Raw genomic sequence first — 12,735 nt, 5'->3', positions numbered from 1 at the left:
GACGCCCGAAATGGTTCACTTTTGACAAGCTACTTGGAAAGCAAACGCATGGCCTGTTCAATGCCGGCAACGGTCACTGGGAACATTTTGTTCTGGACAATATTGCGGATGATGGATATTGATTGACGGTATTGCCAGGAGGCCTGTGGTTCCGGATTGAGCCATACGGCTTTGGGCCAGGCATTGACCATGCGCTGCAGCCATTCCGCACCGGGTTCCTTGTTGTAATGCTCGACAGAGCCGCCGGGTTGCAGGATTTCGTAGGGACTCATGGTGGCGTCTCCCACAAAAATCAGTCGCCAGTCAGTGTTGAATTTACGTAGGACATCCCACGTCTCAAAGCGCTCCATCTGTCGACGTCGATTTGATTTCCAGAGATGTTCGTAGGGGCAGTTATGGAAATAGTAAACCTCGAGATTCCTGAATTCGCTGCTGGCTGCCGAAAACAACTCCTCGACGCGCGAAATGTGGTCATCCATGCTGCCACCAACATCCAGCAACATCAGGACTTTGACGTTGTTGTGGCGTTCGGGCACCATTTTGATATCGAGGTAACCGGCATTGCGCGCCGTGCTGCTGATCGTGTCGCCCAGATCGAGTTCCAGATCTGAGCCTTCGCGCGCGAATCGTCTGAGCCGGCGCAGAGCCACTTTAAAGTTGCGTGTGCCAAGTTCGATCGAGTCGTCGTAATCCTTGAAATTACGCTCATCCCAGACTTTAACCGCAGAACGGTTGCCTCCCGAGCCACCCACACGGATGCCTTCCGGGTGTGCGCCGCTATTGCCGAATGGGGAGGTGCCGCCTGTGCCGATCCATTTGTTCCCCCCCTGGTGGCGACCTTTTTGCTCCTCGAGTCGTTCTTTGAACATCTCCATGAGCTTGTCCCAGCCGTGCTTTTCCAACTCGGCTTTTTGCTCCGGGGTGAGGCGCTTTTCAAGCTCAGCTACCAGCCAGTCGAGTGGGATTTTTTTGCCCGGGGGAAGCTTTTGTTCAAGGCTGCGGTAGTAGCTGGCAAAAGCCCTGTCAAAGCGGTCGAATAGCGTCTCGTCTTTGACCAGTGTGGTGCGCGCGAGGTAGTAAAAATCCTCAAGCGTGGGTGGCATGATCGGACTCGACAGCGCCTCGAGCAATGTCAGATACTCCTTGACGGAGACCAGGAGTTTTTGCGAGCGCAGGTGATAGAAGAAGTCAACAAGCATGGCGTTTGAGTTGATAGTTCAAGTGCTCCCGCACTTCGGGCCATTCGCCCGCGATCACGCTGTACATCACGGTATCTCTGACCGTGCCGTCCCGTCGCAGCGCATGATGGCGCAAGATACCATCCCGCTTGGCGCCCAGTCGCTCAATGGCGCGTTGCGAGGCGAAGTTGTAGTTGTCTGTCCTCCAGCCCACGACCGCTGCGCCGAGCGTATCAAACGCGTGTTCCATGAGAAGAAGCTTGCAGGCGGTGTTGACATGGCTGCGTTGGTGGCTTTTGGCATACCACGTGTAACCAATCTCAAGCCGCGCGACCGAGGTAATGATGTCGTGATAACGGGTGGAGCCGATGATTTGCCCAGTGCCCGCGTGAATCACAACAAAAGGCAACATGTGTCCGGCCTGATACCCATCGAGTGCCGCTTGAATGTAATTTGCGGTCTGGTCAGGTTCTGGCACAGAGGTGACGCGCAAATTCCAGAGCTCTCCATCACGGGCTGCGCGGGTCAGTGCCTCGGCGTGGCTCAGTGATAAAGGCTCCAGGCGCACGCCATGCCCTGACAGCGTGCAGGGTTTTGGGGGGTGTAAAAAACCTTGATTAGGCGCCATTGGGGGATCCTGGAGGACGGCGGGTGGAGCGCGTCACTGCGGCAAGGCGTTCCAGCAGCTGCAGATCTTGCTCGTTCTTCAGTAGCGCACCGGCCAGCATCGGGATTGAAGTGGCTGCGTGGGCATCAATTTGCTCGGCGGTCGCATCTTCGGCAATCAACAGGCGCAACCAGTCGAGAAACTCAGAGGTGGATGGTTTCTTTTTCAGACCAGGCGCTTCGCGCAGGGCGAAAAAAGTATCGAGTGCTGCGCGCAGGACGTCGGCATGCAGATTGGCGAAATGCACCTCGACAATGCTGCGCAGGGTGTCGCGATCGGGGAACCGGATGTAATGGAAAAAGCAGCGACGCAGGAAGGCATCGGGGAGGTCTTTTTCGTTGTTCGATGTGATGATCACAAGAGGACGATGGCGTGCCTTGATCGTCGAGCGTGTCTCGTAAACGTGAAACTCCATCTGGTCGAGTTCGCGTAGCAAATCATTCGGAAACTCGATGTCAGCCTTGTCGATCTCATCAATCAGGAGCACGACAGGTTCGGGTGATTCGAACGCCTGCCACAGGACACCTTGCATGATGTAGTTTCGGATGTCTTTGACTTTTTCATCGCCCAGCTGCGAATCCCGCAACCTTGAGACGGCGTCGTACTCGTAGAGGCCCTGGTGAGCTTTGGTGGTGGACTTGATATGCCACTGCAGGAGAGGGCGTCCAAGTGCCTGGGCGACTTCTTCGGCCAGCATGGTTTTGCCAGTTCCCGGCTCGCCCTTGATGAGCAAGGGGCGTTGCAGAGTGAGTGCGGCATTGACGGCCAGTTTCAGATCGTCTGTGGCCACATAGCGCTCGGTACCGTCAAAGCGGGTGGTTTGTGCTTGAGAAGGGGTCTGGGAAGTCATTATTTGCCAAAATGAAGGTGATCAGGGTCGGTCGCAGTACATATTTAAAGTCTATTTTTCCCAATTATCGTACAATCCTAACGTTTTGCGGCCGGGAGATGATCCCGGGACTTTTCCCTGCCAGACCAAGAGTCGATTATGAAGTTTCCGAACAATTTGAAGTCTCTGTTTGTTGGTGCGACGACCAAGCGCGCCTCGATGCATCTGCCGTTCTCGGCCAAGGTCGCCAGATTGGCCCTTGCAGGCACCTGTGCAGTGGCCTTTCCGGTCCTCGCAGCAGACCCCCCAAAAGGCAACATCGAAGCCGCCAAGGCCAAAGTGTCAATGTGTATTGGTTGCCATGGGATCCCTGGCTACCGCGCCAGTTTCCCTGAGGTGTATTCAGTCCCCAAGATCGCCGGGCAAAATGACAAGTACATTCAGGTTGCTTTGCGTGCCTATGCAACAGGCGAGCGGACTCATCCCACGATGGATGCGATTTCCAAGAGCTTGTCGGATCAGGACATCGCCGATCTGGCTGCTTACTACGCAAATCTCAAATAATCGGGGGCTTATATGAAATACATCAAGATCGCCCTCACCGGGGCCCTTTTGTTCGGTTCGGCTACGCTGGCACAGGCTGCTGATCTGGCTGCTGGAAAAGCTGTCTGGGAAAAGCTGAACTGCGCCTCCTGTCATGGCGCCGATGCAGTGAAATCAGTTGATCCCGCCTACCCGATTCTGGCAGGTCAGCACGCCGACTTTTTGGTACACGCACTCAAAGCCTACCAGCGCGGCGCCTCTGGCGCTCCAGCTTCGGCCAACGTTCGTAAAAATGCCATCATGGGTGCTTTTGCCAAGCAATTGTCCCCACAGGACATCAAAAACGTGTCAGCTTGGCTCGCCGCCCAGCCAGGCCCGTTGTCCGTCCGTCGCTAAATCGCTCTGAGGGTCAGTCTCGGCTGACCCTTTGTCTGATTAGTTCTATATACGCCTCGCTATCCAGAGCGGTCCCCAGGCGTTGAGACTCCCAAACCACTTGCCCCAGGCACTCCATGATCTCATGCGCTGCATGATGTGGATCGGTGCGCGATGCCAATTTATCGAAAGCCTGACGAATACCCCTCGGATGATCAATCGATAGTTGTTCTGCGATAGCCAAGTGCATGGATAAATGCAAAAAGGGGTTGGTCCGACCTTCCTCGACGTTAAATTCGCGGGTCATGGCATCCGGTTGTATGAGGACGTCGTGGTATTCGGGATGTTGTTCGATCCAATTCAGTGCGATGTCCTCAAGCGGAGTCAAAACTTGCAGTTCTTGATGTTTGCGCCATGTATCGATGAAAAATTGGCGGACCTGATCGCGCGAGGGATTGAACATAAATGGGGCTAAAACCTCTGTGAGTGAAAAGAAAATGATACTTTTGGCCCTGAATTAGGGCATTCCCTGATGCGGTGTGTTGAACTGTGGTGCAGAATCCATGACATGCAGGTGAGGAGACAAAGCTCAAAAAGGGCGCGCCAGCATCATCGGCATTATAAAAATAAGCAGTGTTAAAAGCAGTACTCAGAATAAAAAAGAAACGCACAACGGCTGGCACTTCAGGTGTCGGCCGTTGTCGCATGCGGCCCAGACTTTAGTTTTACGTGCCTGACAACTTCATGATTGCTAAGCCCGACTCTGGCAGATCGACACCCTACTGGCGCAGTAATCTGCGACTGGTCGGTATTTTGCTTGCGATCTGGGCGCTTGTCACTTTTCTACCGGCTTATTACGCCCTGTCGTTTTCTGACTTCACGTTTTTAGAATGGCCGTTTCCCTTTTGGGCGGCTGCTTTCGGTGCGCCGTCTGCATTTCTGATTCTTGTGGGTGTGTATGCCTGGAAGATGGAATGTGTGGACCAGCAGCGCAGAGCTGCCCAGGCGGCAGAGAATTGAATCGGATTTCAGACACGACCGGACTGGGTCGGCAAAAGGCGTTTAACGCGAAGCTCTTTCGCGGTTATGCCGCCTACACGTTGGGCTTTGTGGTCCTGGTCCTCCTTCTGGCAATGCTCGAAGTGTTCGGACTCGAGCGGCAGTGGATTGGCTACGCTTTTTTGCTTTCGACGGTCGCACTGTATGCAGGTATTGGCATCATGTGCCGCACCTCCGATCCAGTCGAATATTACGTTGCAGGCCGCCGTGTTCCAGCCATTTTCAACGGCATGGCAACCGCGGCGGACTGGATGTCCGTCGCTTCCTTTATCGGTGTTGCCGGAACCCTTTATCTGTCCGGTTACAACGGTCTGGCTTACATATTGGGATGGACAGGCGGGTATGTGCTTGTCGCCTTGTTGCTGGCACCCTACTTACGTAAGTTTGGTGGCTACACCATCCCCGAGTTCCTGGGAGCAAGATTTGATGGAAATATGCCGCGCCTGGTGGGGGTGATGTGCGCAGTGCTTTGTTCTTTTACCTATCTGGTCGCCCAAATATATGGAGTGGGCATCATTACGACACGGATGACTGGCATTTCATTCGAGCTTGGGATTTTTATCGGTTTGGGTGGCGTTTTGGTTTGCTCGTTTCTCGGGGGGATGCGGGCGGTTACGTGGACGCAGGTTGGGCAATACATCATTCTTGTCATCGCTTATCTCGTTCCAGTCATCTGGCTGGCCGTCAAACAAACTGGCGATCCGATACCGCAATTTGCCGCCAGTTCAGTGCTGACCCAAGTCGTGGAACGGGAGCAAGTGTTAAGCCAGGACGCCGCTGAGCTGGAAGTCAGAAATATCTGGCAAAGTCGCGCTGATCTGATGCAGTCCAGGATCTCCAAACTGCCTGAGTCTTGGGAGTTTGAAAAGCAGCAGCTGAGCGTCAAGTTACTGCGTGCGCGTGCCAACGATGCGCCGATGGTTGAGATTCGTTCACTTGAGCGTGAGTACGCCGCCTATCCAAAATCTGTGGAAGCGGCGCGTACTGCCTGGACCAAGGCGCGAGATGATTTCGCGGCGCGAGCTGCACCGCCCATGCCGCAAGCGGAACCCTTTTCCAGCAAAACAGAAGAGTCACCCCAGGCGATCAGAAACAATTTTCTCGCGACAGTCCTTTGTCTCATGCTGGGGACAGCGGGTTTGCCACACATACTGATGCGTTCCCTGACGACACCGTCCGTCGGGGCGGCGCGGCAATCGGTGTTTTGGTCTTTATTATTCATTTTGCTTCTTTATATGACGGCTCCGGCACTGGCGATACTGGTGAAGTCGGAGATATACAACAATCTTGTCGGTATGCCGTTTGTTGATCTGCCGGCCTGGGTGAGTGCCTGGTCGGCGGTGGATCGGGCGCTCATCAGCATCCTGGATCTCAACCATGATGGCATTGTCCAACTTTCAGAAATTCAAATCGGTGGCGATGTGATTGTGCTGGCCGCACCTGAAATTGGTGGTTTGCCTTATGTGATTTCCGGGCTGGTGGCTGCGGGCGCGTTGGCGGCTGCCCTGTCGACTGCAGACGGTTTGTTGTTGACGCTTTCCAACGCGTTGTCTCATGACACGCTGTTGCGTGTGGTGTCATCACGCATGGGGGGCGGACGACAGGTGATTTTGTCAAAGGTCTTGTTGTTGGTGGTGGCGTTTGCCGCGGCCTGGGCTGCGACACGCACACCCGCTGACATCTTGTTCCTGGTGGGCGCTGCTTTCTCTTTCGCCGCCTCGACCTTTTTTCCAGTGCTTGTGATGGGTATTTTTTGGAAACGCGCCAATCAGTGGGGCGCTACCGCCGGGATGGTTTCGGGTTTGTTGATGACTGTTTTCTATATGGTGCAAACCCAGGCTTGGTTGCGCGAACTCGTGCTGGGTGTGCCGCGCAGCACCCCCGTCGAATTATGGTGGGGAATTCAGCCAATCGCTGCGGGCGTGTTTGGTGCGCCTGTCGCTTTTATCGTCATCGTGCTGGTGTCGTACTTGACCCCAAAACCTGTCGCCCTGACTAATCAGTTGGTTGATTATTTGCGTCAGCCTGAGTCAGTCGGAGCAACACCAGCAGTGCACCGCGCCCTCCATGAGCAGTCGGAGCAGACGCAAAAGCACTGATCGCATTCATTTGTGTGAGCCATTGAGCGACGCGGGCTTTTAGAACAGACTGCCCATTTGTTGAACCGTAACCCTGGCCATGGACGATGCGTACGCAGCGTGTCCCGTGGGTTCGACTGGTGTCAATGAAACGGGTCAGCGCAAGCTTTGCTTCGTCGCTGTTGAGTCCGTGCAAATCGAGATGCGCGCCAACTGGCCAAAAGGCGCGGCGAAGTTGTCTCAGGACCTCCGGGCCAATGCCCGGCGCAAGCCATGCAAGCTCTGCTTCATGATCCGCAAAAGGAGAGAACGTATCAGACAGGGCAGGAGCGGGTGGTTGATCCTGACCCAGCGCTCGCAGACGGCGTTGTGCCATCAGATCGCTTTGCCGCGCCTCAGTCGGGCGGTGTGGCACGCGCGACTCAGATCTCAGCGGCGTGACAGCTTGTGTCGCGCGCGAGAACAGTTTGGCCTCCTCAGTTGAGATGACTGAGGCAGGACCGGATTTGACAGTCCTGTGTTGAGACTGAAGTCTGGCCTGTTCCTGAGCTTGCCGGGCGCGCTGCTCCTCAATAGCTTTCTGGTGAAGGCGTTTGAGGTCGGCTAGCCCGGCTTTATTGCTCCGCATTCTCCAGCCAGCGCTGGGCGTCCAGCGCAGCCATGCAGCCAGTGCCTGCGCTGGTGATGGCTTGACGGTAGACATGGTCCTGGACGTCTCCTGCGGCAAACACACCTGGTACCGAGGTCATGGTGGCCAGACCGGACAAACCGCTGCGTGTGACGATATAGCCGTTCGCCATGTCAAGTTTGCCCTCGAAAATAGAGGTGTTAGGTTGATGTCCGATCGCGATAAAAACCCCGGTCGCAGACAATTCTTCGGTTTTGCCAGAATCCGTTGCGCGCAACCGCACACCGGTGACGCCGGTGTCATCGCCGAGCACTTCATCGAGCTCGCGAAAGGTCGCGAGTTTCATGTTGCCGTTTGCGACCTTGTCCATCATCTTGTCGATCATGATGGGTTCGGCCCTGAACTTGTCACGGCGGTGTACGACGGTGACTGAGCGGCAGATATTGGATAAATAAAGGGCCTCTTCGACAGCGGTATTGCCGCCACCGACAACGACCACGTCCTGGTTCTTGTAAAAAAAGCCATCGCAAGTCGCGCATCCAGAGACGCCACGGCCCATAAACGCTTGTTCAGAGGGTAAACCGAGGTATTTGGCGGAGGCGCCTGTCGCGATAATCAAGGCATCGCAGGTGTATTGCGCGCCGCCATCACCGGTGAGCCGAAAGGGGCGGGACGTGAAATCGACGCTGGCGATATGATCAAACACCATTTCAGTATTGAAACGTTCTGCGTGGGCTGCGAAGCGCTGCATCAGCTCCGGACCCTGGACACCAGCGGCATCCGCAGGCCAATTGTCAACTTCTGTGGTGGTCATGAGTTGACCGCCCTGGGCAAGTCCTGTGATCATGACGGGATTCAGGTTGGCGCGAGCAGCGTAGACTGCGGCGGTGTAGCCTGCAGGTCCCGAGCCGAGAATGAGAACTTTGGCATGTTTTGGCGTTGACATCAGTTTTTCCCTCTAGATTGACCAGCAAATTATAATGGCGACTATGCCTAGACTTTCCCCAGCCACTACGCGGACTTCGCGAACGACCCGAAATACCCGAAACGGGCCCTCGGTGATGCAAACCCGGATTCTCTCGATCCTTCGAGAGGCGCGCTGGATCGTCTTTGCAGCCCTGGCCGCCTGGTTAACCCTCGTCCTGGCGACGTGGAATGGGAGCGATCCTGGCTGGTCGCACTCTTTTGGACGTGATGCGACCGAGTTGCATAATCGCGGCGGTCTGATTGGTGCCTACATTTCCGATGTCTTGTTGTATTTATTTGGTTTTTCCGCTTGGTGGCTGGTGATTTTATTGCTGCACCGGGTCCGCGCGGGTTATCTCAGGTTGGCGAATCAGATTCGTACTCGCGGAGAGCCGGAAACACTTGCCCGGGTTCGCTGGGAGCAGGGTATTGGCTTTTTTATGGTGATGCTGGGTTCGGTCGGTCTGGAGGCCTACCGCCTGAGCTCCTGGGGAATGCAGTTACCTGGTCGCACGGACTTCACCAGCGGAGCGGGTGGTGTGATTGGACATGCTTGGTCCAGTTTCCTGTCCGCAGCCGTTGGTTTTTCCGGTAGTACATTGATTTTGTTGGCTTTAATCCTTTTTGGATGCAGTCTGTTTTTTGGCTTTTCCTGGCTGGCCATCGCTGAAAAAGTAGGCGCCGGCCTTGAGTGGGTGTGGTTCAAACTCAAGGAGGGCAGGACAGCCCGACAGGATCGTCGCGCGGGTCAGGTCGCGCAAGCCGTGCGGCACGAACAGGTCGAAGCCAAGCATGAAAAAATTGTTCATGAGCAACCTATTCGCATTGAACCCGCGATTGTCGCGGTTCCAAAATCCGAGCGGGTGCAAAAAGAAAAGCAACAGTCATTGTTCGTCGAGCCGACTGTGACGGGTGATTTGCCCGCACTGAGCTTGCTTGATCAGCCGGGCGAAGCTTTCGAAACGGTTTCCGATGAAACGATCGAATACACCTCCCGACTGATTGAGAAAAAGCTGGCCGATTTCGGTGTCGAGGTCCAGGTCGTGGCGGCTCAGGCTGGCCCAGTGATTACGCGTTATGAAATTGAGCCAGCGACGGGCGTCAAGGGTAGCCAAATTGTCAATCTGGCCAAGGATCTGGCCCGTGCCTTGAGCCTGGTCAGTATTCGGGTCGTTGAGACGATACCTGGTAAGAATCTGATGGGTTTTGAATTGCCCAACCCGCGTCGCCAAATGGTCAAGCTTTCGGAGATTTTGGGCTCCCAGGTTTACCATTCGAGCGCTTCGGTGGTCACGATGGCGCTTGGTAAGGATATTGCCGGCAATCCTGTCGTGGCAGATCTGGCCAAGATGCCTCACTTGCTCGTTGCGGGTACTACGGGTTCTGGCAAATCTGTGGGTATTAATGCGATGATTTTGTCTCTTTTGTACAAAGCAGACGCTTCGCAGACACGTCTGATCTTGATCGATCCGAAAATGCTCGAGATGAGCGTATACGAGGGTATTCCGCACTTGCTTGCCCCTGTCGTGACAGACATGCGGCAGGCGGCGAACGCACTGAACTGGTGCGTGGGCGAAATGGAAAAACGCTACCGCCTCATGAGCAAACTGGGGGTGCGTAACCTGACCGGATATAACAACAAGATCCGCGAGGCGATCAAACGTGAAGAGCCTATCCCTAATCCCTTCTCGTTGACCCCCGATGCCCCCGAGCCTCTGAAAGAATTGCCAACGATTGTCGTGGTGATCGATGAGTTGGCAGACTTGATGATGGTCGTCGGCAAGAAAATAGAGGAATTAATTGCGCGCTTGGCTCAAAAAGCGCGAGCCGCCGGAATCCATCTGATTCTGGCGACACAGCGTCCAAGCGTGGATGTGATTACCGGTTTGATCAAAGCCAATATTCCAACGCGGATCGCTTTCCAGGTCTCTTCCAAGATCGACTCGCGTACGATTCTTGACCAGATGGGTGCAGAGACTTTGCTGGGACAAGGCGATATGCTTTACATGCCACCCGGTACCGGATTACCTGTCCGCGTGCATGGCGCCTTTGTCTCGGATGAAGAAGTCCATCGCGTGGTGGAATCACTCAAGTCACAAGGTGAGCCCGACTATATCGATGGTTTGCTTGAGGGAAGTTCCGAGGGTGAAACCGGGGACGGCCTGGGGAGTGTGACCGGGATGGCGAATGCCGAAGCAGATCCGATGTACGATCAGGCAGTCGAAGTGGTGCTCAAGCATCGCCGTGCCTCGATTTCTCTGGTGCAGCGTCATTTGCGTATTGGTTACAACCGAGCGGCCCGTTTGCTTGAGCAAATGGAAAATTCCGGTTTGGTTTCGACGATGCAGTCTAATGGAAATCGCGAAATTCTCGCCCCTAACGTTCCTCGTGAGGAGTAACGCGAATGCTTCAGCTCTCTAAAGTGCGGCGACTTGCGATGGCGGGTACGCTTGCCTTGGCCGGGGTCTTTGCGTCGCTGCCTGCGCATGCGCAGAATGCCCGAGAACAGCTCAGGGCATTTGTCGAACAAGTGCAAGTGGCCAGTGGCGACTTTTCCCAATACACCGTTGGGCCGCAAGGGCAAACCAAACCTGCTCAACGGGGAAAGTTTTTATTCATGCGACCAGGTCGCTTCAAGTGGGATGTGTTGAAGCCTTATGAACAACAGATCGTGTCGAACGGAAAAGAAATTTTTCAGTTTGACCCTGATCTTAACCAGGTGACCGTGCGCAAGGTGGACCAGGCGATCGGGGCTTCACCCGCTGCGATCTTGTTCGGCTCAGGTTCACTTGAGCAGTCGTTCGAAGTCATGCCACTTCCGGACAAAGATATGCTGGTCTGGCTGCGTGCTAAACCCAAACAGGCCGATGCTGGTTTTGTACACGTCGATCTTGGATTTAGAGACGGTATTCCGCACCGGATCATTTTGCTGGATGCTTTTGGTCAGACCACGCATGTCGAGTTGTCCGCGTTGATCCGTAATCCCGGACTGTCTACGAGCAATTTCGACTTCATTCCCCCCAAAGGGGCGGATGTCGTCAGGATGCAATGATGTTTTGCTCAGCCAAGTTCAAGATTTGTATTTCTTACGATGGCTGATTTATTTAAAGCCGTTCCCAGACCCCCGTTGGCGGAGGCGCTGCGTCCCCACTCTCTTGAGGAGGTGGTTGGACAAAAGCACCTGTTAGGACCCGGTAAACCTTTGCGTGTCGCGTTCGAGTCCGGTCGTCCGCATTCAATGATTTTGTGGGGCCCGCCAGGTGTGGGAAAAACAACCCTTGCCCGATTGACCGCCAACGCTTTCGATTGTGCCTTTATCGCCATCTCCGCCGTGTTTGCCGGCGTCAAAGAAATCCGAGCGGCGATGGACGAGGCACAACTCACCCTGGACCAATATCATCGTCGGACACTATTGTTTGTCGACGAAATTCATCGTTTCAACAAAGCGCAGCAGGACGCTTTGCTCCCCTTTGTCGAGTCGGGTTTGGTGACCTTTATTGGTGCTACAACGGAAAATCCCTCGTTCGAGGTGAATGCGGCTTTGCTGTCGCGGGCTCAGGTGTATGTTTTGCAATCGCTCAATGAAACTGAGTTGCGCGAGTTGCTGGCGCGCGCGCAGCAGACCGTTCTCAAAGACCTCAGCTTTGAAGATGCCGCGATTGATACGTTGATTGGTTACGCAGATGGTGATGCGCGCAGGTTTTTGAGCTTGCTAGAACAAGCCAGCGTTGCCGCAGAGAATGCACATACGACTCGGGTGGATGCCGGCCTTGTTGAAAATGCATTGAGCATGAGTGCGCGTCGCTTCGACAAGGGAGGTGATAATTTTTACGACCAGATTTCTGCGCTTCACAAGTCCGTGCGCGGCTCCAATCCTGACGCAGCGCTGTATTGGCTGACGAGAATGCTTGATGGTGGAGCCGACCCGAAGTATCTCGCCCGCAGGATCGTACGAATGGCTTGGGAGGATATCGGCCTGGCTGACCCCCGTGCGATGCAAATCGCCAATGATGCCGCTCAAACGTATGAGCGATTGGGCTCTCCCGAGGGAGAGCTGGCATTGGCGCAGGCGACCTTATATTTAGCAGTGGCAGCCAAGAGTAACGCGGGTTATCAAGCCTACAATCAAGCTGTCGCTTTCATTAAACAGAGTGCTTCTTTGCCAGTGCCCATTCATCTGCGAAATGCCCCGACCAAACTGATGAAAGAACTTGGTCACGGTCATGCTTATCGCTATGCGCATGATGAACCTGACGCGTATGCGGCAGGTGAAACGTATTTGCCGGAGGGGATGCGCGAACCAGGCTGGTATCAGCCAGTCCCTCGCGGCCTGGAAATAAAGATTGCAGAAAAGCTTTCGCATCTGCGTGAAATGGATCGACAAGCTCGGAAGAAAACCAAGGAGTAGTGCG

General features: G+C 54.8%; 13 protein-coding genes. 7 read left to right on the top strand and 6 right to left on the bottom strand.

All coding sequences use genetic code 11. The annotated features are described in order from the left end of the window. Positions 1–29 precede the first annotated feature (29 nt). From QWY30_RS03030 to QWY30_RS03020, 3 genes are read right to left on the bottom strand one after another with little or no spacing between them, the layout of a single operon-like run. Complete coding sequence (locus tag QWY30_RS03030) at positions 30–1,199, bottom strand: vWA domain-containing protein (RefSeq protein WP_290238140.1); 1,170 nt, start codon at positions 1,197–1,199, stop codon at positions 30–32. Continuing rightward, on the bottom strand, positions 1,189–1,806 hold the full coding sequence (locus QWY30_RS03025; RefSeq protein ID WP_290238138.1) for a GNAT family N-acetyltransferase: 618 nt from the start codon (positions 1,804–1,806) through the stop codon (positions 1,189–1,191). Before QWY30_RS03025 ends, QWY30_RS03030 begins: the two co-directional genes overlap by 11 nt. After that, positions 1,796–2,695 carry an AAA family ATPase gene (locus tag QWY30_RS03020; RefSeq protein WP_290238136.1) on the bottom strand — a complete coding sequence of 300 codons (900 nt, stop codon included), beginning with the start codon at positions 2,693–2,695 and terminating at the stop codon, positions 1,796–1,798. The genes QWY30_RS03025 and QWY30_RS03020 overlap by 11 nt, the downstream gene beginning before the upstream one ends. Positions 2,696–2,893: 198 nt before the next feature. Between QWY30_RS03020 and QWY30_RS03015 the strand changes: the two genes are divergently transcribed. Then, positions 2,894–3,238 carry a c-type cytochrome gene (locus tag QWY30_RS03015; protein ID WP_290238695.1) on the top strand — a complete coding sequence of 115 codons (345 nt, stop codon included), beginning with the start codon at positions 2,894–2,896 and terminating at the stop codon, positions 3,236–3,238. Positions 3,239–3,250: 12 nt separating this feature from the next. Next, the gene (locus QWY30_RS03010; RefSeq protein WP_290238134.1) at positions 3,251–3,613 is read left to right on the top strand and encodes a c-type cytochrome; all 363 of its coding nucleotides are present in this window, start codon (positions 3,251–3,253) and stop codon (positions 3,611–3,613) included. Positions 3,614–3,626: 13 nt separating this feature from the next. Here QWY30_RS03010 and QWY30_RS03005 read toward each other — a convergent pair whose 3' ends face one another. Then, the gene (locus QWY30_RS03005; protein ID WP_290238132.1) at positions 3,627–4,055 is read right to left on the bottom strand and encodes a DUF1841 family protein; all 429 of its coding nucleotides are present in this window, start codon (positions 4,053–4,055) and stop codon (positions 3,627–3,629) included. 281 nt (positions 4,056–4,336) lie between these two features. Here QWY30_RS03005 and QWY30_RS03000 point away from each other — a divergent pair, with 281 nt between their 5' ends. Continuing rightward, a complete protein-coding gene (locus QWY30_RS03000; protein ID WP_290238130.1) occupies positions 4,337–4,612 on the top strand; it encodes a DUF4212 domain-containing protein in 276 nt (91 codons plus the stop codon). Positions 4,613–4,617: 5 nt separating this feature from the next. Beyond that, positions 4,618–6,750: a sodium:solute symporter family protein gene (locus QWY30_RS02995; RefSeq protein ID WP_290238693.1), complete on the top strand. Its 2,133-nt coding sequence runs from the start codon at positions 4,618–4,620 to the stop codon at positions 6,748–6,750. Here QWY30_RS02995 and QWY30_RS02990 read toward each other — a convergent pair. After that, complete coding sequence (locus QWY30_RS02990) at positions 6,647–7,432, bottom strand: Smr/MutS family protein (protein WP_290238127.1); 786 nt, start codon at positions 7,430–7,432, stop codon at positions 6,647–6,649. The two genes, QWY30_RS02995 and QWY30_RS02990, sit on opposite strands and share 104 nt — an antisense overlap. Continuing rightward, positions 7,344–8,303 carry a thioredoxin-disulfide reductase gene (gene trxB, locus QWY30_RS02985; RefSeq protein WP_290238125.1) on the bottom strand — a complete coding sequence of 320 codons (960 nt, stop codon included), beginning with the start codon at positions 8,301–8,303 and terminating at the stop codon, positions 7,344–7,346. Before trxB ends, QWY30_RS02990 begins: the two co-directional genes overlap by 89 nt. Positions 8,304–8,346: 43 nt before the next feature. Between trxB and QWY30_RS02980 the strand changes: the two genes are divergently transcribed. Genes QWY30_RS02980 through QWY30_RS02970 form a run of 3 tightly spaced genes read left to right on the top strand, consistent with a single transcriptional unit; the run spans position 8,347 to position 12,731 of the window. Continuing rightward, positions 8,347–10,722 carry a DNA translocase FtsK gene (locus QWY30_RS02980; protein ID WP_290238692.1) on the top strand — a complete coding sequence of 792 codons (2,376 nt, stop codon included), beginning with the start codon at positions 8,347–8,349 and terminating at the stop codon, positions 10,720–10,722. 5 nt (positions 10,723–10,727) lie between these two features. Continuing rightward, a complete protein-coding gene (gene lolA / locus QWY30_RS02975; protein WP_435433353.1) occupies positions 10,728–11,375 on the top strand; it encodes an outer membrane lipoprotein periplasmic chaperone LolA in 648 nt (215 codons plus the stop codon). Between the two features lie 39 nt (positions 11,376–11,414). Beyond that, complete coding sequence (locus tag QWY30_RS02970) at positions 11,415–12,731, top strand: replication-associated recombination protein A (RefSeq protein WP_290238123.1); 1,317 nt, start codon at positions 11,415–11,417, stop codon at positions 12,729–12,731. Positions 12,732–12,735 lie beyond the last annotated feature (4 nt).

Origin of the sequence: Zwartia panacis (genome assembly GCF_030410395.1) — a bacterium.
GTDB classification, from domain to species: domain Bacteria; phylum Pseudomonadota; class Gammaproteobacteria; order Burkholderiales; family Burkholderiaceae_B; genus Zwartia; species Zwartia panacis.
This window is presented reverse-complemented; position numbering and strand designations above follow the sequence as displayed.